This window comes from Parafannyhessea sp. LCP19S3_B1 (assembly GCF_052121955.1).
GTDB lineage: Bacteria > Actinomycetota > Coriobacteriia > Coriobacteriales > Atopobiaceae > Parafannyhessea.
Genome location: NZ_JBQKDH010000004.1, coordinates 150,884 through 171,694, shown reverse-complemented (window position 1 = coordinate 171,694; position 20,811 = coordinate 150,884). Strand labels below are relative to the sequence as shown.

The window sequence follows — 20,811 nt, the reverse complement described above, 5'->3', positions numbered from 1 at the left end:
TGTTTTATTTTTTTTGATTGGGGAGTCCTGTCAATACATACAAAAAAACCACCCCAAAGCACCCCAAACCCCCCCGCGCGGGCCCCCGCCCGCCCGCCCCCCCCCCCGCTCCACCAGGGCGACGACCCCGGCGCACGCGGCGAGCCACGCCAGGTGCGCTGGCCCAAACAGCGAGAACCCGCCAGAGCGCAGCAGAAGCGGCTGTGCCGTGAACACGCCGTACGTCATGGCTGGCCCCCCTCCCGACGGACGCCCCTCCCCAAGGCGGCCGCCCTTCTCGCCCATGCGCCGCGGGCGCGACGCGCGCCCTGCTCACTAGCATACCCACCCGCGCCGCCACGAGACCTGCGCCGCCGCGAGCCTTGTGCGATAATCGAGCAGTTACGAGTGCCGTCGCACGCGGGCGGCAACAACGCGATAGGACAGAGGTTCAACCCCATGGCAACAGAGCTCGACAGCGCGACCCAGGCCGCGCGCCCAACCTTCCCCAAGCGTGCCATCATCACGGGCGGCATGCCATACGGAAACAAGAACCTGCACTTTGGCCACATCGGCGGCGTGTTCGTTCCCGCTGACTTCTTCGCGCGCTTCCTGCGCGACCGCATCGGCGCCCAGAACGTCGTCTTCGTCAGCGGCACGGACTGCTTTGGCTCCCCCATCATGGAGGGCTACCGCAAGAAGGTCGAGGGCGAGGGCTACACGGGCACGATCGAGGACTACGTGCGCCACAACCACGACCTGCAGAAGGAGGCGCTCGACGCCTACCAGATCTCGCTCGACATCTTCGCGGGGTCCGGCCTCGAGCCCGCAAAGCCCTTCCACGCGGCGCTGTCCGACAAGCTGATCCGCCGCCTGCACGAGAGGGGCGTCCTCGTCAAGCGCACCACGCGCCAGTTCTATGACGTGAAGGCCCAGACGTTCCTCAACGGCCGCCAGGTGCAGGGCCACTGCCCCGTGCGCGGCTGCAAGAGCGAGAAGGCGTACGCGGACGAGTGCGACCTCGGCCACCAGTTTGACCCCGAGGAGCTCATCAACCCCGTGAGCCAGCTCACCGGCACCACGCCCGAGCTGCGTCCCGTGGACAACTGGTACTTCGACCTGCCCCGCTTCCACCAGGTCCTCGACGACCTCATGGACGAGTGGGACGCGGACCCGCAGGTGCGCGCCATCGTCACGAAGACGGTGCGCGAGTCCCTCGCGGACCCGGTCATCTACATCCAGAGCAAGTTCCGCGAGCAGTTCGACGCCGTGGAGTCCAAGCTTCCCAAGCACACGGTCCGCGAGGCCGAGAAGGGCCAGACGTCGTTCTCGGTGGGCTTTGCCAACTGGGAGGACCGCGACAGCGCGCGCGAGGTGCTGGAGTCGTCCGGCGTCCGCTTCCGCACGGGCAAGACGCTCCTGCCGTTCCGCATCACCGGCAACATCGAGTGGGGCGTCGCCGCGCCCGACCTCGAGGGAACGCACGACCTCACGGTGTGGTGCTGGCCGGAGAGCCTGTGGGCGCCCATCAGCTTCACGCAGACCGCGCTCGACGCGGACGCGAAGCAGGGCGGCGGCCGCTACTCCACGGACGACTGGCGCGACTGGTGGTGCTCCAAGGACGCGAAGGTGTACCAGTTCATCGGCCAGGACAACATCTACTTCTACTGCGTGGTGCAGCCCGCGCTGTGGGAGGCGCTCGACTGGGGCCTGACGCAGGACATCCCCGTCGCGAACTACCACATCCTGTTCATGAACAAGAAGGCGTCCAGCTCGGGCGCAATCAAGCCGCCGATGGCCGCGGAGCTCCTGGACTACTACACCCCGGAGCAGCTGCGCGCCCACTGGCTGAGCCTTGGCCTCGACCAGAAGGCCGTGTCCTTCTCGCCAAAGCCGTTTGACACGTCCGTCAGCCACAAGGACAAGAAGACCGGCGAGGAGGTCCTGGTAAAGGACGACCCGCGCGTCGTGGACCCCGCCCTCAAGGAGAGCGCCTTCCTCACGAACATCTTCAACCGCCTCGCGCGCAGCTGCTTCTATGGCGCGGCAAACGTGTGCGACTCGCACCTGCCCTCCGTCGCCCCGCACGCCGAGGTGGTCGAGGACTGCGTCAAGGCGACCCTCGAGTTCGAGAAGTGCGCGCACGCCTTCGACGCGCACGGTGCGCTCGCCGTGGCGGAGGACTTCTGCCGCGCCGCGAACAAGCGCTGGGGCGACGCCTCCAAGGCCGCGAACGGCGACGACGCCGCGTACGAGCAGGCGCTGGCCGACGCGTTCGCGGAGCTGCGCTGCGTGACGCTGCTGATGCACCCGGCCGTGCCCGCGGGCTGCGAGCAGATCTGCGACCACATGGGCTTTGCGCACGAGCTGTTCTTCAGCTGGGAGAACGCGTTCGCGACGCCCGGCCAGCTTGCGCAGAAGCTGGGCGAGGAGCCCGGCGAGCACGCCATCGTCGCGCTGCCGCCGCGCTTCGACTTCTTCCAGAAGCATCCCTCGCAGGTGAAGAAGGGCAAGTAGCCCCTTAGGCCACCCCGCAAGAGCCAGACGCGTAAGGGCGCCCGCCGGACCTCGATCCGACGGGCGCTCCCCTTAAGGGAGAAGCGCCTGAGTCGCCAGGCGCCCCTCCCCCGTTTGCAGCGGGCCATGCCTTTCCGCGGCCCGCCGACCCGCTTGCTAGTCCCTCGTGCGACGAGTCGCGAGTCCCGCGCCGACGATGGCGAGGGCGGCCGCAAAGAGCGCCGTCTCCGTCGCGGCGTCGTTCGCGTCGCCAGTGCGAGGCAGCGCGTCCGACGCGGCCGCGCGCGCAACTGCCTGGCGAGCAGCCACGTCGCCCACCTGCGCCGGGTTCGTCACGCCGTATGTCGCGGGCAGCGCGTGACCGGGCGTCGTAACGTCGCCCGCGGGAGCCGCCTCCTCCTTCGCGTTGACAGTGAACGCCTTAACCATGGCGTTGCCAAACTCAAAGATCTGGCCTCCGTCGTAGTTGTCCGCAAGCTCCTGCGGCGTCATCCACCTGTAGCCGTCCTCCGTCAGGATCCTCACGTACGTCGTGCCTGGGTCGGCATTCGCATGCGAGAAGAGATAGCCCATGTTGTCGTCGGTCTGGGCGTCCTTCGCCATACCCGTCTCCAGCGCGATGTACGAGACGCGGCCTCCGCCATCGTTCGCGTCGGCAGACGTGATGTTCTCCACGACGGCGAACTTCTGCCCCTTCGCAAGGCGGATGGTCTTGGGAAGCCTAACGGTATGGAAGCCAGAGACCAGCTGGTCGCTCGTGAAGTCCGCAACGCACCTGCCGCTCGTGGGGTCGTTGTCCCTGAGGTCGTCGTCGGTCACCAGGAACACGCGAACGTGGACGGTGGAGTCTGCCACGAACGTGTGCACTGAGACTGCCGTCAGGTCCTCCTCGCCCCTCGCGGTAAAGACGTTGGCGACCTCGGTCCCGGTATCCTTCGTACGAAGCACGAACGGTATCTGCGACTCGTTGATGAGGTAGTCGTAGCTGTAGTTGTTGTCGTAGTCGAAGCCGTCGGAGGCAAGGTCCACCTCGAAGTACGACGGGGTGACGATGGAGTGATCGTAGTAGCTGAGCCAGAAGTAGCCGGTGTGGTTGCCCTCTGCGTCCGTGATGCCCCAGTTCGCCGCCTTGCCGGCCTTCGAGGGATCGGCATCGGGGAAGTTCTTCTTCAGCCAGTCATAGGAGCCCCAGCTGTTCTTGACGAGCCAGGCTCCGTCCTTCAGGTTCGACACGTCGTTCTTCTCGGCCTTGAACTTGTTGTGGTCGAAGTTGTCGTCCCAGCCGACGATGCAGACGGCGTGCGTGTCCGTGATGTCGTCCACCGCGTCGCAGTACTGCGCCCAATACGTTGAGTTGAAGTAGCCGGACTCCGACGGCTTGCCAGGAAGCGCGGTGTCGGCCTGGTAGCCGATGGAGACCGCGCCGTACTTGACGAGCGCCTCCTTGATGAGTTTGATGGCGTTCTGGTTAAGGCTCTGGTAGACCATGTGCTCCTGCTTGTCCAGCTGGAGGATGGCAGGGTCAGGCAGGTAGTTCACGCCTTGGACGTGCGCAATCGCCGTCTTGGTGCCCTCGGTGAGGCCCCAGACGAACTTGCCGAGCTTCTTGAAGTTCTCGTACGTCTTCGGCACGCCGAGCGGCCAGTAGGGGTCGTCCGCCTCGTTGGCCACGGCCTGCCACGCGGTGTACATCGTCTCGGCCATGGCGCCCCAGCCACCACAGCTCAGGCGGTCGGAATCCGTGTCACCGGGAAGCGTGTCCTTGATGTAGTCACCATCCGGCTGGAGGGAGTAGCACAGCCATGCGAGCTCGAGCTCGGAGAGGTCGACCTTGTCGTCTATGTTGGTGAGGTTCGGCGTCTGGTGGAGTGCCGGGTCGTAGGCCATGCCCTTCTCGCCCGCCATCGCCTTGAGGATCGCGCTCTCGAGCGCGGACGTCGCGCCAAACGCCCAGCAGCTGCCAAAGGGAGACTGGTTCTTGACGGAGGTCGCCTGGCCGATGTTGTTGAGGTAGTACGACTTGATCTTGTCGACGTCGATGCCTATGTTGAGGTCGTCGGGTCCCTTGTCGTGACCGTTGGCGACCAGCTGCGTGCCGCCCGTCACCTGGAGGCCGCCGTTGTAACCGCTCGAGAAGTCACCGTTGAAGTCGAACACGCGGTACGTCTTTATCCAGCTCTTGTAGGCCGCCCAATCCGTGTCGTCGGTCTTGCCGTCACCGTTGAAGTCCAGGATGATCGTGGTGCCGGACTTGTCGAAGCGAATCGCCTTCGAGAGGGCCTTCATCGCCGCGTCGCGCACGGCGGCATTCTGGGCGTCCGTCGTGGCGGCCTGCGCGGTCCCGGCACTCGTCTGCCTCTCGTCGGTTGCGTCGGTTGCGGCAGCGTCCTTGGCGCCCGCAGCTCCATCCTGTGCGGCGGGCGCAGGGTCGGCCTGTGGCGCGGCTGCGTCCGCCTGCCCAGGTTCGGCCTCCTCGACCGGCGTTTTCACCTGGGACGCAGGCGTTCCCTCGACCGAGGGCGAGTCAGCCTGCGAGCCAACTGTCTCCGCAGGCGCAGCGGCCTCGACGGTGGGGGCGACGTCCTCCTTTGATGGATCTTCCGGCTGGGAGGGAGCCTGGACTGCCACGTCCGTCTGTCCCGCCGCCTGGAGCGACGCGTCTGGCGCTGCCACCTGCTCCGCAACCGCGTCCCGAGGCTCATCTATGCTGCCAGAATCGGCCGCATACGCCTGTACCGGCGATACAAGTGCCGCCGCAACGGCAATGCCGGCAAGGGCGCAGAGCGTCCTGCACTTCGAGAAGCGGCGCACCGCTGCGCGCGCATCCAACACCAAAAGACCGAGCTTCCTCTCCCTTGACTCAGGCATCATGCTGCCCCTCTCCCATGTCTATGCAGGACATGACAAGATTGATTCGCCAACGAGTCACAGCTTAGTATTTCAGCTTTATTACAGACGGCTATCCCTATCATCAGTTGTTAAATGGTATGTTGTTGTCGCCAAACGGAATGTATTTCAAAACGAACGAATAAGCTGCTGCTTCAACTGCCATTAGCGTTACTTATGAAGCGAAACTCCGCCACAGCGGTTTCATTTCTCGTATCTTCGCAGCACGTATTCGCCATTGCGCTGCATGGTTTCGTATATGAATAGTTTATTCATGCAAATACATGATTGATAAATAGATGAGAAGCACCGGAGGCATCGGCCGCCCACCCCCGATTGCCGCGGGCCACGCCTTTGCCGCAGCCCGCGCAACCGAGACCTGTCCTGGCCGCCATGACGCGCGGTGCCGCATGGGCTACCATCGTGTAAACCCACGAAGGAGGCCACCATGCCCGAGCGTCCGCAGCTCCACTTCCCCAGCCCCTATCTCCTGCCGACGGCGCACCTTGCCGCGGCGCGTCTTGTGCCCATGGCAGACGGTGCCCAGATAGCCACGTTCGCGTACGTGCCGGAAGCGTTTGCCCGCACGGCGGACGCAGACATCGCCGACGCCGCCGCCCAGATGCCAGACCCCTTGCTCATGCTCCACGGCAACGGAGAGGAGCACGGGATCTTCGGCCAGGTGATCGACGCCGTCTGCACGTCGGGCCGGCCGGTCGTCGCCGTCGACTCGCGCGCGCAGGGCAAGTCCACGCGCGGCACGGCGGAGCTTACCTACGAGCTCATGGCCGACGACGCCCTGGCGGCGCTCGCGGCGCTCGGCTTTGGCAAGGCGCACCTGCTCGGATTCTCGGACGGCGCAATTGAGGCGCTCGTCATTGCGCGCGACCACCCGGAGCTCGCGCTCTCGCTCCTCTCCATCGGCGCCAACCTTACGCCCGACGGCGTGGACGACTCGTTCCAGATGGAGCAGGCCGCACAGGGCCTACTTGCATGGGCCGACTACTGGGAGAGGGGCGACGGCTCCCATCGCGACGTCGACCCCAGCCTCGTGAGCCCCACGCCTAAGGAGGCGCGCACCACGGCCGAGCTGCTGCACATGATGGTGGTCTATCCCCAAATCGACCCGGCGAGCCTCTCGCAGATAGCGTGTCCCACGACGGTCATGGCGGGCGAGTTCGACGAGATCAAGCGCGAGGAGACGGACCTCATCCACGCCTCCATCCCCGGATCCAGGCTCGTGATCGTGCCGGGTGCGGGGCACGTCCTTCCCAAGGAGGCGCCGGAGGACGTCGCACGCGAGGCGCTCGCCACCATGGCGATGGCGTAGACACCAAAATGGCGCGGCCGGAAGCCCGACCGCGCCATCAGACGTGCCTCTAGGAGGACTGTCCGCCCTTCTCCCTGCGATGCCTGCGCCGCACGCGCACGCGGTGCGACTTGCGCTTGCGACGGGCGAACACCCACGTGCGCTGGAAGTAGTAGTTCACGAAGAACAGCAGCATGTCGCACACGATCTTCGAGGCGCTCTCGTTGAAGCCCAGGATCACGTGGCCGATGTAGACGCCCACGCTGGAAAGGAACAGCACGAAGGCCGCGAGCGCGATGAACCTGGGAAGGCTCTCGCGCATGGGGCGGACCTCGACCTGGCCAAGGCGCACCTCGTCGTCCGGGCCTTCCACGATGTCGTCGAAGTCGATGCCGGCCTCGTCGTCCTCGTCCAGCTCCACGTCCTCGACCTCGTCGGAGCCGGCGAGCTGCGCCGCGTGCGCCTCCTCGATCTTGGCGTGGTCGGCCTTGTCGTCGTTGAAGACGCGCTTCATGTTGATGGCGTAGTTCAGCGCCACGGAGCACACGCGCGCAACGAGCGTCGCCGTGAAGATGCGCAGGAAGTCAGCCGAGACAAACACCCCGCGCAGCCAGCCAAACAGCAGGAACGCCAGCACCTGGTCGAGCGCGGTGCTGATGAGGGACGACCCCACGAAACGCGTGAAGCGCTCGCCGAGCATGCCGCGAAGCCTCTGCGTCAGGCCCTTCTCGCCCGCGACGTCCCTGCCCGCACCCTGGCCGCCTGCGTTTTGGCCGCCGATGTTCTGGTCTTGGCTCATGGGCGCACCGCCCAGAAGTCGCTGCCAGCGGCAGAGAACTCCACCGCGTGTCCGCGGGCGGAGAAGAACTCCCCCACGGCCTGGCAGCCGGCCTCGTCCGCAGGCGTACCGTCGTCCGCGCGCAGCGAGAAGGACTGGCCGCCGCACGCATCGTGCATGTGGACGCGAAGCGCGCTGCCCCGCCGCTCCAGCATCTGGTTGACGGCGATGACGTCGCCTATGGGGATGATGTTCCTGTGCAAGATGCTCCCATCCGGTCGTTTACGACAGGATAGCATCTGCCGCGGGGCGCGCCCGGCGCCCGCGGTCGAAAGCAGACACTTGTTCACGCTATCTGCGCAGGCCATCCGTGTGGCACCGCGTAGAGCGCGCCGCCTACCCGTCCTCGCCGGGGAACGTGACCGTGATCGTGGTGCCGCGGCCGAGCTCGCTCTCGAGGTCTATCGTGGCGCCGTGCAGCGCCGCCGCGTGCTTCACGATGGCGAGGCCCAGGCCCGTGCCGCCGCTTGCGCGCGAGCGGCTCTTGTCCACGCGATAGAAGCGCTCGAACACCTTTGGCTGGTCCTCCGGCGCGATGCCGACGCCGGTGTCCGTCACCCTGAGGGTGGGCTTGCCGTTGACGGGCAGCACGAACACGTGCACGGACCCGCCCGTGCGGTTGTAGCGGATGGCGTTGTCGCACAGGTTCTTTACGAGCTCGTCCAGAAGGCGGGGGTAGCCGCTGACGCGGACGTTCGCGCCCTGCACGTGGAGCGTGACGTTTGCCTTGCGCGCCCTGTCCTTGAGCCGGTCCACGACGTCCTGCGCGACGGACAGCAGGTCCACGTCCTGCGGCTCTCCAAACAGCGCCTGGTCGCCCATGCGCTCCGACTCGTCCATCTTCGAGAGCATGAGGATGTCCGAGACGAGGCTCGAGAGCCTCTGGGCGTCGTCGTAGATCCTGCCCGCGAAGTCGCGCACGTCCTCGGAACGCACGAAGCCGTCGCGCAGGAGCTCCGAGGCGCCGGATATCGACGCGATGGGCGTCTTGAGCTCGTGGGTGACGTTCGCCGTGAACTCCTGGCGCATGACGTTGGCGTCCACGATCCTGTCCATGCGGGCCTTCAGCTCCACCTGCTGCTCGTTGAGGCGCCTGACCAGCGGGTCGAGCTCCTCGTACGGCGAGACCGCGTTTCCGGAGGCGGTGTCGATGGCGAGTATAGGCTGGACGAATCGCCGTGCGAGCGAGCGCGACACGACCCACGACACGCCCACCACCACGACGACCGTGCCGATGACGAACCACAGGTCGTTTGCGATGACGCGCATGATGCCGTCGCGGTCCTCCGAGAGCCTGAGCACGCTGCCGGAGTCCAGGCGCTGCGCCTGGTAGATGCTTACGTAGCCCACGGTCGCGCTGTCGCGCTCCGAGCTGCCGCTGCCGCCCCTGAGCGCCGCGGCGACCTCCGGCCGCGAGCGGTGGTTGGGAAGCGACGACGCCGAGACGAGCGAGTCGTACAGCACCGTGCCGTCCTTCGCGACGAGCGTCGCGCGCACCTCGCCCAGGTCCAGGCCGCGCAGCACGGCGGACTCGCCACGGCCGGAGCGCGCCGTCTCGTTTAAGGTCGAGCTCACGGCCTCGCACTCGCGCCGGAGGCCCGCCGAGGCATCCTCCACGACGGAGCGCTGGTAGATGTAGGCGGACGCAAGCGAGACGAGCAGGCATGCCGCCACGCACACCCCCGCGAGCGCAAGGAAGATGCGACGCGAGAGCGAGGCGCCGCCATGGGCGCCGTCGCCCTCGGCCGAGGTCCGTGTCAGCCTGAGTCCCACCATGCCTACCGCCAATCCAGACGCGGCCCCCGCACGAACGGGAGCCGCGTTCCCTTGCTCTCTATCCGCGCGCACGATATCCCACGCCGCGCACGGTCTCTATCAGGTCCGCGTGCTCGCCCAGCTTGGCGCGCAGCTGCTGCACGTGCACGTCGACCGTGCGCGACCCACCGTCGAAGTCCCAACCCCACACCCGCTGGAGCAGCTCCTCGCGGCTGAATACCTCGCCGGGATAGCGCATCAGGAACTCCAGGAGGTCGAACTCCCTCTGGGTGAGCGTCATCTCGGCACCCTCGAGCGTCACCTCGCGGCGCTTCGGCCACAGCGTGAGCGGACCGAGCGAGAGGACCTCGTTCTTCTCGCCCGTGGCGCTCCTTCCCGCGCGGCGGAGAAGGGCACGCACGCGGCTGACCATCTCCATCATGCCGAAGGGCTTGGCAAGGTAGTCGTCCGCGCCGTTGTCGAGCGCCCGCACGGTGTCGAGCTCCGTGTCCTTTGCCGTGAGCATCATGACCGGCACGTTCTCGAGGCCCGGCGTGCGGCGGATGCGCCTGAGGATCTGCAGGCCGTCCGTGTCCGGGAGCATGATGTCCAGCAACACCGCCTCGGGCACGCGCTTCGCGCACGCAACGCGGAACTCCGCGTCGTCCGAGAAGCCCTCCGCCTCGATGCCCGCCTGCTTCAGCGCGTAGATCGTGAGCTCGCGGATGTTGGTGTCGTCTTCGACGTAGTAGACCACGTTCTGTCATTCCCCCATCGTGCGTCCGCGGTACGAGCCCGTAGCGCGGAAGATGGACCAGTCCGAAACGCTCTGCGCGTGGTCGCCCATGCGCTCGTAGTACTTAGCGACGGAAAGGATCTCCGGCGCGACGCTCGCAGGCTCCTCGCCGGCCTTCAGAAGCGCGACGACGCGCGTGCGGACCTGCTCGTACAGCTTGTCCATCGTGTCGTCCTCCACGAAGACGTTCTCCGCGACGGAGACGTTGCCGCTGCCGAACGACTCGACGGCCTGCATGACCATTTTAGCCGCATTGTCGGCCATGGCCACCAGCAGGTCGGCGACCTCCTTCGGCGAGCCCAGGTCCACCTCCATGGAGAGGAGCGCGGTCTCGTAGGCCATCTCGTCGATGCGGGCGAGGTCCGAGATCGCCCTGAACGACGCCGTGACCAGGCGGAGGTCGCTCGCCATGGGCTGCTGCAGGAGCATGAGGCTCATACAGGTGTCCTCGACGTTGCGGTGCAGGCGCTCGAAGGCGTCGTGGCCGTCCGCGACCTCCAGCGCCGCGGCCTTGTTGCCCTGGCCGATGGCAAGGGCGGTGTTGCGGATGTCCTCCACGACGGCCTGCCCGATGACGGAGACGTGGCCGTCCAGCTGGTCGATCTGCTTGATGTAGGCGCTTCTGGTGGTAACCATTATCCAAACCTTCCCGTGAGGTAGTCCTCGGTCCTCTTGTCCTTTGGCGTGGCGAACAGCTCGGGCGTCGGGGCGGCCTCGACGAGCTCGCCCAGGTAGAAGAACGCGCACTTGCTCGAGATTCGCGTGGCCTGCTCCATGTTGTGCGTGACGATGATGACGGTGTGGTCCTTGGCGACCTTGACCGCGAGCTCCTCCACGAGCCCCGTCGAGATGGGGTCGAGCGCGGAGGTGGGCTCGTCCATGAGCAGCACCTCCGGGTTCACGGCGAGGGCGCGCGCGATGCACAGGCGCTGCGCCTGGCCGCCGGAGAGCGACAGGCCCGAGTGGTCGAGCTTGTCCTTCACCTCGTCCCAGAGGCCGACGCCAGTGAGGGTGGTCTCGACGATCCGGTCAAGCTCCGCCTTGCCGTGGTGCCCGTAGTGCCTGGGTCCGTACGTCACGTTGTCGTAGATGGACAGCGGGAACGGGTTGGGCTTCTGGAACACCATGCCCACGCGACGCCTCAGCTCGTACACGTCGTACTTCTCGTATACGTCGGTCTTTCCCAGGAGCACCTTGCCCTCCACGCGGCAGCCGTCGATGCGGTCGTTCATGCGGTTGAGGCAGCGCAGGAGCGTCGACTTGCCGCAGCCCGAGGGTCCGATGAACGCGGTGACCTCGCCGGCGGGTATGTCGAGCGTGATGTCCTTCAGGGCATGGTGGTCGCCATAGTAGAGGTTGAGGTCCTGGACCGACATGCTCTCTGCCATTAGCCAAACCTCCCGTTGAGATAGTCGTTGAGGCGCTGGTCCTTGGGGGCGCCGAAGATCTGCGGCGTGTCGCCGCATTCGACCATGGTGCCCATGAGGAAGAACGCCGTGCGGTTGGACACGCGGCTCGCCTGCTGCATGTTGTGCGTGACGATGATGACGCAGATGCCGCGGCTCGCCATGTCCGTGATGGTCTCCTCGATCGCGAACGTCGCGATGGGGTCGAGCGCGGAGCAGGGCTCGTCCATGAGGACGACGTCCGGCTCGAGCGCGAGCGTGCGCGCGATGCACAGGCGCTGCTGCTGGCCGCCGGAGAGCGCGTAGGCGGAGTCGTGGAGCTTGTCCTTCACCTCGTCCCACAGGGCGGCGGAGCGCAGGCTCTTCTCGACGCGCTCGTCGAGGTCGGCTCGCTTAGTCATCCCGTGGCTCTTCAGCGCGAACGCGATGTTCTCGTAGATGGACTTGCGGAACGGGTTGGGCTGCTGGAACACCATGCCGACGCGCTTGCGCAGCCACAGCGTGTCGATGCCGCGGGCGTTGACGTTGATGTCGTGGTACACGACCTTGCCACCGATGACGCAGCCGGGGATCTCCCTGTTCATGAGGTTGATGCTGCGCAGGAACGTGGACTTGCCGCAGCCGGAGGGGCCGATGAGGGCCGTGACGGTGCCGCTTTCGAACGAGAGGCTCGTCTCGTTGAGGGCGCGCTTGCCCGAGTAGTCGACCGTGACGTCGTGCGTGTGGAGCACGGGGTCGATGGGCCTTGCCTGGATGGGCGCTGCTTCGGTCATTCTGCCGTCAGCCTCCTTTCGAGCGCGCGGCCCGCGATGCGGGCGATGATGTTGAACGCGAGGATGCAGACCATGAGGACCGCCGCCGTACCTGCCGAGACCGCGGTGAGGTCCGGGACGACGCCCTCGGAGTTGATCTTCCAGATGTGGACGGCGAGGGTCTCTGCCGGACGGAAGACGTTCAGCGGGTTGGCGAGGCTCGTGATGGGGGCGGCCCAGCTGAGCTCAGGGGCGGACTGGCCCGCGGTGTAGATGAGGGCCGCCGCCTCGCCGAAGACGCGCCCGGCGGACAGGATGACGCCCGTCACGATGGCGGGCATGGCGGCCGGCACCAGGACGTGGACCGTAGCCTCCCAGCGCGTGAGGCCAAGTGCGAGCGCGGCGTCGCGCTGGTCGCGCGGGACGGCCTCGAGCGCCTGCTGGATGACGCGGACGAGGATGGGGATGTTGAACATCGTGAGCGCAAGGGCTCCGGAGAGGATGGAGAAGCCCCAGTGGAACGTGAGCACGAACGTCAGCATGCCGAAGAGGCCGACGACGATGGACGGCAGGCTCGACAGGGTCTCGATCGCGGTCTTGGCGACGTTGGTGACGGGACCTTGCGGCGCGTACTGCGTGAGGAAGATCGCTGCGCCGAGCGAGATGGGAAGCGAGATGACCAACGTGAGGACGAGCAGGTAGAACGAGTTGAAGAGCTCGGGGCCGATGCCGCCGCCGGCCTTGAACTGCTCCGGCTTCTTCGTGAGGAAGCCGGGGTCGAGAACCTTGCCGGCGCCGGACGCCAGGATGTAGGCGATGATGGCGGCGAGCCCCACGATGATGAGGGCAACTATGACCGTGAGGATGACGGTCGCCGCCTTGTCCTGGACGCGGGCGCGCCTGACGGTGGCGGTGTAGTCGGCAGAGGGGGCCTTTGTCTGGTCCTCGGCCTCTGCGACGGGGGCGTTCTTCTCGCCCGTGGTGTCTTTGCTAGTCATGCTTTGCTCCCCCCTTCCTTCCGATGAGGTGGACGATGAGGATGAAGACGAGGGACATCGCAAGGAGCACCATGGCAAGCGCCCAGAGCACGTCGTTTGCGACGGTGCCCATGGCCTCGTTGCCCATGCCCATGGTCAGGACGGACGTGAGCGTGGAGGCGGGGGTGAACAGGCCGGACGGCATCTGCGGCGCGTTGCCGATGATCATCTGGACGGCGAGCGCCTCGCCGAACGCGCGGCTCATGCCCATGATGACCGCGGTCATGATGTCGGGCAGGGCCGAGGGGAGCACGACGCCCACGACGGTCTGCCACCGCGTGCAGCCCAGGCCGTACGAGCCGTCGCGATACGCGTTTGGCACCGCGGCGAGTGCGTCCGTCGAGAGCGACGTGACCGTGGGCAGGATCATGACGGCGAGCACGATGGAGGCCGAGAGGATGCCGTAGCCCGTGCCGCCGACGAGGCTGCGCATCCACGGCACGACGACGCCGAGGCCGACGAGGCCGAACACGACCGACGGGATGCCGACGAGCACCTCCGTGAGCGGGCGGAACACGAGGCTGCCGAAGCCGGGGGCCACCTCGACCACGAAGATGGAGGCACCGAGCGCGAACGGCAGCGCAAGCAGGCACGAGAGCAGCGTGGCCGAGAAGGAACCGACGATCATGGGCAGGGCGCCCACGAGAGGGACCCCGTTGGCACCGTTCTGGTGCGGGTTCCACGTGGTGCCCGCGAAGAAGGACCCCAGCGGGATGCCGTCCTTCGCGAAGGTTGAGATGCCCCTCGAGCACACCATGAAGATGAGCGTCAGCACCAAGACGACGACAAGCATGACGCAGAGGCCAGTGAGGATCTGGCCCCTGCGTTCAATCCGTCGCTTGGGAGAGACGCCAACCACCTCTGAGGATGGACTGGACTGTGATGACACGATCTTCTCCCTTGACATACTGTCTTGCTAGACGGGGTACGCGAACCCTAGAGCTTCTTGACGTTGCCGTCGGCGTCGCGCTCGACCTTCATACCCTTGGTGGAGATGTAGCCCGTCTTCTTGACGAGGGTGCCCTGGACGTCGTCGGAGAGCATGTACTTGATGAAGTCGGCCGTCGCAGCGTCCGGCTTCGCGGCGGTGTACATGTGCTCGTAGGCCCAGATGGTCCAGTCGTTGGTCTCGACGTTCTTGTCCTTGGGCTCGACGCCGGCGACCTTAAGCGCCTTCACGTCGTCGCTGAAGTAGGAGAACGCGAGGTAGCTGATGGAGTTGGGCGTCTGGGCGACCATCTTGACGACGGTGCCCGAGGAGTCCTGCTCCTGCGGCTTGAAGTCCTCGGGGACCTTGTCGCCGCCGAGCACGGCGCTCTCGAACGTGGCGCGGGTTCCGGAGCCGGCAGCACGGTTGATGACAACGATCTCCTTGTCGTCGCCGCCGACCTCCTTCCAGTTGGTCACCTTGCCGGTGAAGATGCCCTTGAGCTGGTCGATGGTGAGGTTGTCGACCTTGACGTCCGGGTGCACGACGGGCCCCATGCCCACGACGGCGACCTTGTTGTCCTTCAGCTTCTTGGCGTCGTCCTTGTTCTCGAGCTTCTCCTCGGCGAAGACGTCGGAGTCGCCGATCTGCACGGCGCCCTGGGCGATCTGCGTGATGCCCTGGCCGGAGCCACCGCCCTGGACGGTGATCTGCACGCCGGGGTTCTCGTTCATGTACTGCTCCGCGGCGGCCTCGACAAGGGGCTGGAGCGCGGTGGAGCCGACGGCGGTGATGTTGCCGGAGACCTCCTTGCTCGAGCTGGAGGACAAGTCCGACTTGGACGCGTTGGAGTCGGTGTCGGAGCTTCCGCCGCAAGCCGCAAGGCCCAGACCGAGGGTCGCAGCGAGGGATGCGCCAGAGATGGTGACGAACTTGCGACGAGACATGCTGTGAGACATATGCTTCCTTCCGCTTTGCCTTGAGCCTGCGCCACGGCGATTGCGGTCGCTCGGCTCGTTTCGACTTGGATGCTATGCCCCACCAGGCTCCCAGGGAGCGTCATCCACCCTGACTTACCGGGCCGTGACTGGCCTTTACAATTGCCTTACATAGCGTTAGCTGTTTGTAAGGTCGCAGGTAACGCCGTCTTACCGTCCCAAATAATGCAGCCATTTGCCGCGGCGCCGCCCGCTTGGGGCCGGCGATACTGAATGTGAAGGTACCTTGCGAATCCCCAATGTGCATTGACCCCCATTTGCTAGGCACCTAGCATTTTTGCGTCCGATGCAACTAGGAACAGGAGGTACGGGTGACGGAAAGGGACGCAGACCCCGGTCGTCAGCCCCGCGACCGCGCGTCGACGCCAGAGGACGAGGTCCTGCGCGACATGGGATTCTTCGGGCATTTCCTCTACTGGCATGCGGGCGGTCGCGGCGGCAAGAACGTCATTCTGGGACGCCTGCTCGAGCATGACGGGCACCTGCCCCAGCGCGAGCTGCTCGAGCGCACTCACATCTCTTCGGCTGCGCTCTCGGAGGTGCTGTCGAAGCTCGAGTCGGAGGGCCTCATCACGCGCACGCGCTCGGAGGCCGACCGCAGGCAGCTCGAGATAGTCCTCACGGGCGAGGGCGCGCAGACGGCAAGACAGATGCTCGCCCGCAAGGAGGCGTTCGAGAAGGACAGTCTCTCCGTCCTGACCGAGGACGAGAAGCGCGAGCTCCGCGACCTGCTCAAGCGCGTGCGGGACCATTGGGAAACACAAGGCTACGTCGGAGGGGAGACCTCATGCCGAAACAGCAGCAAGGCCTGACATACGGCCAGATAGTAAAGACGCTCGGGGCCAGCATTCGCGAGTTCAAGGCAAGCGCGATCGTGACCCCCCTCTTCGTCCTGGGAGAGGTCGCCGTCGAGTGCCTCATCCCGTTCGAGACGGCCGGCCTGATCGACAAGATCTCGCTCGGCGGCGGCTTCGGCGACATCGCCCCCTATGCCGTCACGCTCGTGCTCATGGCGCTCGTCTCACTCTTCTGCGGCACCATGGCGGGCATCACCTGCGCCAAGGCCTCCACGGGCTTCGCGCGCAACCTGCGCCACGACGTGTTCGCGCAGATCCAGCGCTTCTCGTTCAGCAACATCGACCACTTCAGCACCAGCTCGCTCGTCACGAGGCTCACAACGGACGTCAACAACGTCCAGCAGGCGTACATGATGCTGCTCCGCCTCGTCGTGCGCGCCCCGCTCATGATCTTGTTCTCCATCGTGATGGCGTTCGTCACCGGCGGCCCCATGGCCGCTGCGTTCGTGGTCGTCTCCGTCCTTCTCGGCTTCGCCGTGTTCAAGATCTCCCTCACGGTCATGCCCATCTTCAAGCGCATCTTCAAGAAGTACGACCGCCTGAACGACTCCGTCGAGGAGAACGTCTCCGGCATCCGCGTCGTGAAGTCCTTCGTCCGCGAGGAGCACGAGAAGCAGAAGTTCAACACCGCGTCCGGCGAGCTCTACCACGACTTCGTGCACGTCGAGCGCATCCTCGCGTGGATGTCCCCGCTCATGACGCTCTCGATCGACCTCATCTACCTCTTCGTCGTCTACTTCGGTTCGTACACCATCGTCAGCTCGAAGGCCCAGCTCATGGGCGTCGGGCAGATGTCCGCGCTCATCACCTACGGCTTCAGCATGCTCATGAGCCTCATGATGCTGTCCATGGTCTTCGTGATGGTCACCATGGCCGAGGAGGGCGCACGCCGCCTCTGCGAGGTCCTCGTCGAGAAGAGCGACATCACCAACCCGCAGAACCCCCTGCTCTCGGTGCCTGACGGCTCGGTCGACTTCGACCACGTCAGCTTCGAGTACTCCAAGAAGGCCGAGCGCATGGCCCTGAAGGACATCGACCTCCACATCAAGAGCGGCGAGACGATCGGCATCCTCGGCGGCACCGGCTCCTCCAAGTCCACGCTCATCCAGCTCATCAGCCGCCTGTACGACGTCACGACGGGCACGGTCCGCGTCGGCGGCCACGACGTGCGCGACTACGACCTCGACACCCTGCGCAACCAGGTGGCCGTCGTCCTGCAGCGCAACGTGCTCTTCTCGGGCACCATCAAGGACAACCTGCGCTGGGGCAACCAGAACGCCACGGACGAGGAGCTCGTCGAGGCGTGCAGGCTCGCCCAGGCGGACGAGTTCATCCAGCGCTTCCCCCAGAAGTACGACACGTACATCGAGCAGGGCGGCACCAACGTCTCCGGCGGCCAGAAGCAGCGCCTGTGCATCGCGCGCGCCCTCCTCAAGAAGCCGAAGGTCCTCATCCTGGACGACTCGACCTCCGCGGTCGACACGAAGACCGACAAGCTCATCCAGCAGGGCTTCCGCAGCTACATCCCCGAGACCACCAAGATCATCATCGCCCAGCGCACCAGCTCCATCGAGTCGTGCGACCGCATCGTCGTCATGCGCGACGGCCAGATAGACGCCATCGGCACCCACGACGAGCTCCTGCGCACCAACGACATCTACCGCGAGACGTACACGACGCAGAACAAGCAGTCGCACGACGTGAAGATGAGCCAGATGGGCGAGGAGCAGAAGGAGGCAGACCATGAGTAGCGACGCCAACACTCGCGAGAAGAACGAGGCCGCGCGCCCCGAGCAGGCATCCCCGCAGACAGGCGCCCCCACCTCGGGACACCGCGGCTCCCAGAGGCCCGGCGCCACGTTCAAGCGCATCCTGCGCACTGTGTTCCACTACTACCCCGTGCACGCGACGGTCATGGTCCTCTGCATCATCGCGTCGTCCGTGCTCGCGTCCGTGCCGTCCATCTTCCTGCAGCAGGCCATCGACATCGTGCAGCACGCGTTCCCCACGGGTGACTGGGCGGGCGCCGCGCCCAAGGTCGGCCGGGTCGTCGCGAGCCTCATAACGTGCTACGTCATCGCGCTCGCCGCCAACATCGCCTACACGCAGCTTGGCGCCATCGTGTGCCAGGGCACGCTCATGCACGTGCGCAACCAGATGTTCGACCACATGGAGAGCCTGCCCATCCGCTACTTCGACACCAACAAGCACGGCGACATCATGAGCCACTACACCAACGACGTCGACACGCTGCGTCAGCTCATCGGCCAGTCGCTGCCCAACCTGCTCACGATGCTCTTCGCCATGATCTCCGTCCTCGCCATCATGCTGTGGTACTCCATCCCACTGTCCGTCGTCGTGCTCATCATGGTCGCGTGCATGGTCTACGCCACCCGCGTCCTCGGCGGCAAGAGCGCCCACTACTTCCTCGACCAGCAGATCCAGCTCGCTAAGACCGAGGGCTTCGCAGAGGAGGCCATGAACGGCGAGAAGGTCATCAAGGTCTTCACGCACGAGGACAAGACCATCGAGGAGTTCGACGCCGTGAACGACGCGCTGTACGAGGCGTCGCGCACCGCGAACACCTACGGCAACACCCTCATGCCCGTCCTCATGAACATGGGCAACCTCGCCTACGTCATCGTCGCGGTCGCGGGCGTCGCCTTCCTCACCACCGGCTTCCCCAACCCCTCCATCAGCGGCATGGCCCTGTCCATCGCCGTCGTCGTGCCGTTCCTCAACATGACGAAGCGCTTCGCCGGCTCCATCGGCCAGGTGTCTCAGCAGATCAACTTCGTGGTCATGGGCCTCGCCGGTGCGGAGCGGATCTTCTCGCTCATAGACGAGAAGCCCGAGGAGGACGAGGGCTACGTCACCCTCGTAAACGTGCGCAAGAACGCGGCCGGCGAGCTCGAGGAGTGCCAGGAGCGCACCGAGACCTGGGCGTGGAAGCACCCGCACCACGACGGCAGCGTCACGTACACGCCGCTCGCGGGCGACATCCGCCTCTCGCACGTCGACTTCGGCTACACGCCGGACCACACCGTCCTGCACGATATCTCGCTGTTCGCGAAGCCCGGCCAGAAGGTTGCGTTCGTCGGCGCGACGGGTGCCGGCAAGACCACCATCACGAACCTCATTAACCGCTTCTATGACATCGCCGATGGCAAGATCCGCTACGACGGCATCAACATCAACAAGATCCGCAAGGGCGACCTGCGCCGCTCCCTGGGCATCGTGCTGCAGGACGTGAACCTGTTCACCGGCACCGTCATGGACAACATCCGCTACGGACGCCTTGACGCCACGGACGAGGAGTGCATCGGCGCCGCAAAGCTCGCCGGCGCCGACAGCTTCATCCGGCGCCTCCCCGACGGCTACCAGACCATGCTCACCGACAACGCCACCCAGCTCTCGCAGGGCCAGCGCCAGCTGCTCTCCATCGCGCGCGCGGCCGTCGCCGACCCCCCTGCCATGATCCTGGACGAGGCGACCTCCTCCATCGACACCCGCACCGAGCAGATCGTCCAGAAGGGCATGGACGCCCTCATGTACGGACGCACCACGTTCGTCATCGCGCACAGGCTCTCCACGGTGCGCAACTCCAACGTGATCATCGTGCTCGACCACGGTCGCATCATCGAGAAGGGCACCCACGACGAGCTGATCGCCCAGCACGGCACGTACTATCAGCTGTACACTGGGGCCTTCGAGCTGGAGTAGGGACAGTCAGCGGGGGCGCACGAGGGCTCCCGGGCACAAGGACCTTCCACGGGGCACGTCGCATCGATTGGTGCGGCGTGCCCTTCTCGTTCTTCTAGCACCTCTAGCCCCTCTCGCCCCTCTCGCCCCTCTAGCCCAATCAGAGGCGGCGCGAGACGCCCCACATCTGGCACCAACAGGAGCAAATTGGGCCCGTTCGCCCATCGAATTCGCAACTTATTAGGGTTATTGGTAAAATTGCCAGTGTTGACTCATGAAACTGCCACTTTGCGATGACTTGAGCCACGGTCGAGCCTTGGCCGCCATGGCTCTGAGGAGAAGAGCATGACCCACGACCAGATCACCCGCCGCAGCTTCCTGGCCACCTTCGTCGCAGGGGGCGCGGCGCTGGCGCTCGCGTCGTGCTTTGACTCCAACTCGGGTACGTCCAAGTCGTCATCTGACGAGGGCGACTCCGGGGCGCAGTCGAAGGAGATCCTCACGAAGCCGCTCGACAACGGCTACGACACCGGCATCCACCATGCCACGATCGAGGTCAAGGGCCTGGGCACGATAAAGCTCGAGCTCAACGCGACCAACACGCCCATCACGGTCAGCAACTTCGCACGCCTGGCAAACGCCGGCTTCTACGACGGCCTCACGTTCCACCGCGTGATCAAGGGCTTCATGATCCAGGGCGGAGACCCCAACGGCGACGGCACGGGCGGCTCCGACCAGCGCATCAAGGGCGAGTTCAGCGCGAACGGCGTCACTAACGCCATCCAGCACAAGCGCGGCGTCATCAGCATGGCGCGCTCCGACGACTACAACTCCGCCAGCTCGCAGTTCTTCATCATGCAGGAGGACTCCAGCAACCTCGACGGCCAGTACGCCGCGTTCGGCAGGGTGACCTCGGGCATGGAGGTCGTTGACTCCATCTGCGACAACACGCCCGTCACGGACGACAACGGCACCGTCGAGAAAGACAATCAGCCGGTCATCACAAGCATTCGGATGACCGACTGATTCTCCAAGACCGCCTGGCGCTCCC

General features: G+C 65.6%; 17 protein-coding genes. 6 read left to right on the top strand and 11 right to left on the bottom strand.

The window, feature by feature from the left end; genetic code table 11:
- Positions 1 to 438 precede the first annotated feature (438 nt).
- Positions 439 to 2,496, top strand: a complete 2,058-nt coding sequence (locus ACTQWE_RS03150) for a class I tRNA ligase family protein (RefSeq protein ID WP_441857014.1) — start codon at positions 439 to 441, stop codon at positions 2,494 to 2,496.
- 156 nt (positions 2,497 to 2,652) lie between these two features.
- Here the strand turns inward: ACTQWE_RS03150 and ACTQWE_RS03145 are convergent, their stop codons facing one another.
- The gene (locus ACTQWE_RS03145; RefSeq protein ID WP_441921254.1) at positions 2,653 to 5,367 is read right to left on the bottom strand and encodes a lectin like domain-containing protein; all 2,715 of its coding nucleotides are present in this window, start codon (positions 5,365 to 5,367) and stop codon (positions 2,653 to 2,655) included.
- A gap of 463 nt (positions 5,368 to 5,830) precedes the next feature.
- Here ACTQWE_RS03145 and ACTQWE_RS03140 point away from each other — a divergent pair, with 463 nt between their 5' ends.
- Complete coding sequence (locus ACTQWE_RS03140) at positions 5,831 to 6,712, top strand: alpha/beta fold hydrolase (protein WP_441857012.1); 882 nt, start codon at positions 5,831 to 5,833, stop codon at positions 6,710 to 6,712.
- A 49-nt stretch (positions 6,713 to 6,761) separates the two neighbouring features.
- Here the strand turns inward: ACTQWE_RS03140 and ACTQWE_RS03135 are convergent, their stop codons facing one another.
- The 10 genes from ACTQWE_RS03135 to ACTQWE_RS03090 all read right to left on the bottom strand — a co-directional run bounded on the left by ACTQWE_RS03135 (position 6,762) and on the right by ACTQWE_RS03090 (position 15,162).
- Complete coding sequence (locus ACTQWE_RS03135; protein WP_441857011.1) at positions 6,762 to 7,490, bottom strand: hypothetical protein; 729 nt, start codon at positions 7,488 to 7,490, stop codon at positions 6,762 to 6,764.
- The gene (locus ACTQWE_RS03130; protein WP_441857010.1) at positions 7,487 to 7,732 is read right to left on the bottom strand and encodes an RDAC family protein; all 246 of its coding nucleotides are present in this window, start codon (positions 7,730 to 7,732) and stop codon (positions 7,487 to 7,489) included. The genes ACTQWE_RS03135 and ACTQWE_RS03130 overlap by 4 nt, the downstream gene beginning before the upstream one ends.
- A 133-nt stretch (positions 7,733 to 7,865) precedes the next feature.
- Positions 7,866 to 9,305, bottom strand: a complete 1,440-nt coding sequence (locus ACTQWE_RS03125; protein ID WP_441857009.1) for a sensor histidine kinase — start codon at positions 9,303 to 9,305, stop codon at positions 7,866 to 7,868.
- Between the two features lie 58 nt (positions 9,306 to 9,363).
- Positions 9,364 to 10,041 (bottom strand): response regulator transcription factor, encoded by a 678-nt coding sequence (locus ACTQWE_RS03120; RefSeq protein ID WP_373579052.1) that lies wholly within the window; start codon positions 10,039 to 10,041, stop codon positions 9,364 to 9,366.
- A 6-nt stretch (positions 10,042 to 10,047) separates the two neighbouring features.
- Entirely contained in the window at positions 10,048 to 10,716 is a 669-nt protein-coding gene (locus ACTQWE_RS03115; protein ID WP_441857008.1) for a phosphate signaling complex PhoU family protein, read from the bottom strand.
- On the bottom strand, positions 10,716 to 11,468 hold the full coding sequence (pstB, locus tag ACTQWE_RS03110; protein ID WP_441857007.1) for a phosphate ABC transporter ATP-binding protein PstB: 753 nt from the start codon (positions 11,466 to 11,468) through the stop codon (positions 10,716 to 10,718). Before pstB (ACTQWE_RS03110) ends, ACTQWE_RS03115 begins: the two co-directional genes overlap by 1 nt.
- The gene (gene pstB / locus ACTQWE_RS03105) at positions 11,468 to 12,259 is read right to left on the bottom strand and encodes a phosphate ABC transporter ATP-binding protein PstB (protein WP_441857006.1); all 792 of its coding nucleotides are present in this window, start codon (positions 12,257 to 12,259) and stop codon (positions 11,468 to 11,470) included. The genes pstB (ACTQWE_RS03110) and pstB (ACTQWE_RS03105) overlap by 1 nt, the downstream gene beginning before the upstream one ends.
- Positions 12,256 to 13,236: a phosphate ABC transporter permease PstA gene (gene pstA / locus ACTQWE_RS03100; protein ID WP_441857005.1), complete on the bottom strand. Its 981-nt coding sequence runs from the start codon at positions 13,234 to 13,236 to the stop codon at positions 12,256 to 12,258. Before pstA ends, pstB (ACTQWE_RS03105) begins: the two co-directional genes overlap by 4 nt.
- The gene (gene pstC, locus ACTQWE_RS03095) at positions 13,229 to 14,164 is read right to left on the bottom strand and encodes a phosphate ABC transporter permease subunit PstC (RefSeq protein WP_441857004.1); all 936 of its coding nucleotides are present in this window, start codon (positions 14,162 to 14,164) and stop codon (positions 13,229 to 13,231) included. Before pstC ends, pstA begins: the two co-directional genes overlap by 8 nt.
- 47 nt (positions 14,165 to 14,211) lie before the next feature.
- Entirely contained in the window at positions 14,212 to 15,162 is a 951-nt protein-coding gene (locus ACTQWE_RS03090; RefSeq protein ID WP_441857003.1) for a phosphate ABC transporter substrate-binding protein PstS family protein, read from the bottom strand.
- A gap of 350 nt (positions 15,163 to 15,512) precedes the next feature.
- Here ACTQWE_RS03090 and ACTQWE_RS03085 point away from each other — a divergent pair, with 350 nt between their 5' ends.
- The 4 genes from ACTQWE_RS03085 (at position 15,513) to ACTQWE_RS03070 (ending at position 20,786) form a co-directional block, all read left to right on the top strand.
- The gene (locus ACTQWE_RS03085) at positions 15,513 to 16,013 is read left to right on the top strand and encodes a MarR family winged helix-turn-helix transcriptional regulator (RefSeq protein ID WP_441857002.1); all 501 of its coding nucleotides are present in this window, start codon (positions 15,513 to 15,515) and stop codon (positions 16,011 to 16,013) included.
- Positions 15,989 to 17,809 carry an ABC transporter ATP-binding protein gene (locus ACTQWE_RS03080; protein WP_441857001.1) on the top strand — a complete coding sequence of 607 codons (1,821 nt, stop codon included), beginning with the start codon at positions 15,989 to 15,991 and terminating at the stop codon, positions 17,807 to 17,809. The genes ACTQWE_RS03085 and ACTQWE_RS03080 overlap by 25 nt, the downstream gene beginning before the upstream one ends.
- Positions 17,802 to 19,781 carry an ABC transporter ATP-binding protein gene (locus ACTQWE_RS03075; protein ID WP_441857000.1) on the top strand — a complete coding sequence of 660 codons (1,980 nt, stop codon included), beginning with the start codon at positions 17,802 to 17,804 and terminating at the stop codon, positions 19,779 to 19,781. Before ACTQWE_RS03080 ends, ACTQWE_RS03075 begins: the two co-directional genes overlap by 8 nt.
- A gap of 324 nt (positions 19,782 to 20,105) precedes the next feature.
- Positions 20,106 to 20,786 carry a peptidylprolyl isomerase gene (locus tag ACTQWE_RS03070; RefSeq protein ID WP_441856999.1) on the top strand — a complete coding sequence of 227 codons (681 nt, stop codon included), beginning with the start codon at positions 20,106 to 20,108 and terminating at the stop codon, positions 20,784 to 20,786.
- Positions 20,787 to 20,811 lie beyond the last annotated feature (25 nt).

Bases quoted from the DNA above. Each gene is read 5' to 3' on its own strand.
- ACTQWE_RS03140 (WP_441857012.1), top strand. From the start codon at position 5,831: ATGCCCGAGCGTCCGCAGCTCCACTTCCCCAGCCCCTATCTCCTGCCG.
- ACTQWE_RS03150 (WP_441857014.1), top strand. From the start codon at position 439: ATGGCAACAGAGCTCGACAGCGCGACCCAGGCCGCGCGCCCAACCTTC.
- ACTQWE_RS03115 (WP_441857008.1), bottom strand. From the start codon at position 10,716: ATGGTTACCACCAGAAGCGCCTACATCAAGCAGATCGACCAGCTGGAC.
- pstB (WP_441857007.1), bottom strand. From the start codon at position 11,468: ATGGCAGAGAGCATGTCGGTCCAGGACCTCAACCTCTACTATGGCGAC.
- pstB (WP_441857006.1), bottom strand. From the start codon at position 12,259: ATGACCGAAGCAGCGCCCATCCAGGCAAGGCCCATCGACCCCGTGCTC.
- pstA (WP_441857005.1), bottom strand. From the start codon at position 13,236: ATGACTAGCAAAGACACCACGGGCGAGAAGAACGCCCCCGTCGCAGAG.
- ACTQWE_RS03080 (WP_441857001.1), top strand. From the start codon at position 15,989: ATGCCGAAACAGCAGCAAGGCCTGACATACGGCCAGATAGTAAAGACG.
- ACTQWE_RS03135 (WP_441857011.1), bottom strand. From the start codon at position 7,490: ATGAGCCAAGACCAGAACATCGGCGGCCAAAACGCAGGCGGCCAGGGT.
- ACTQWE_RS03145 (WP_441921254.1), bottom strand. From the start codon at position 5,367: ATGATGCCTGAGTCAAGGGAGAGGAAGCTCGGTCTTTTGGTGTTGGAT.
- ACTQWE_RS03075 (WP_441857000.1), top strand. From the start codon at position 17,802: ATGAGTAGCGACGCCAACACTCGCGAGAAGAACGAGGCCGCGCGCCCC.
- ACTQWE_RS03090 (WP_441857003.1), bottom strand. From the start codon at position 15,162: ATGTCTCACAGCATGTCTCGTCGCAAGTTCGTCACCATCTCTGGCGCA.
- ACTQWE_RS03070 (WP_441856999.1), top strand. From the start codon at position 20,106: ATGACCCACGACCAGATCACCCGCCGCAGCTTCCTGGCCACCTTCGTC.
- ACTQWE_RS03125 (WP_441857009.1), bottom strand. From the start codon at position 9,305: ATGGTGGGACTCAGGCTGACACGGACCTCGGCCGAGGGCGACGGCGCC.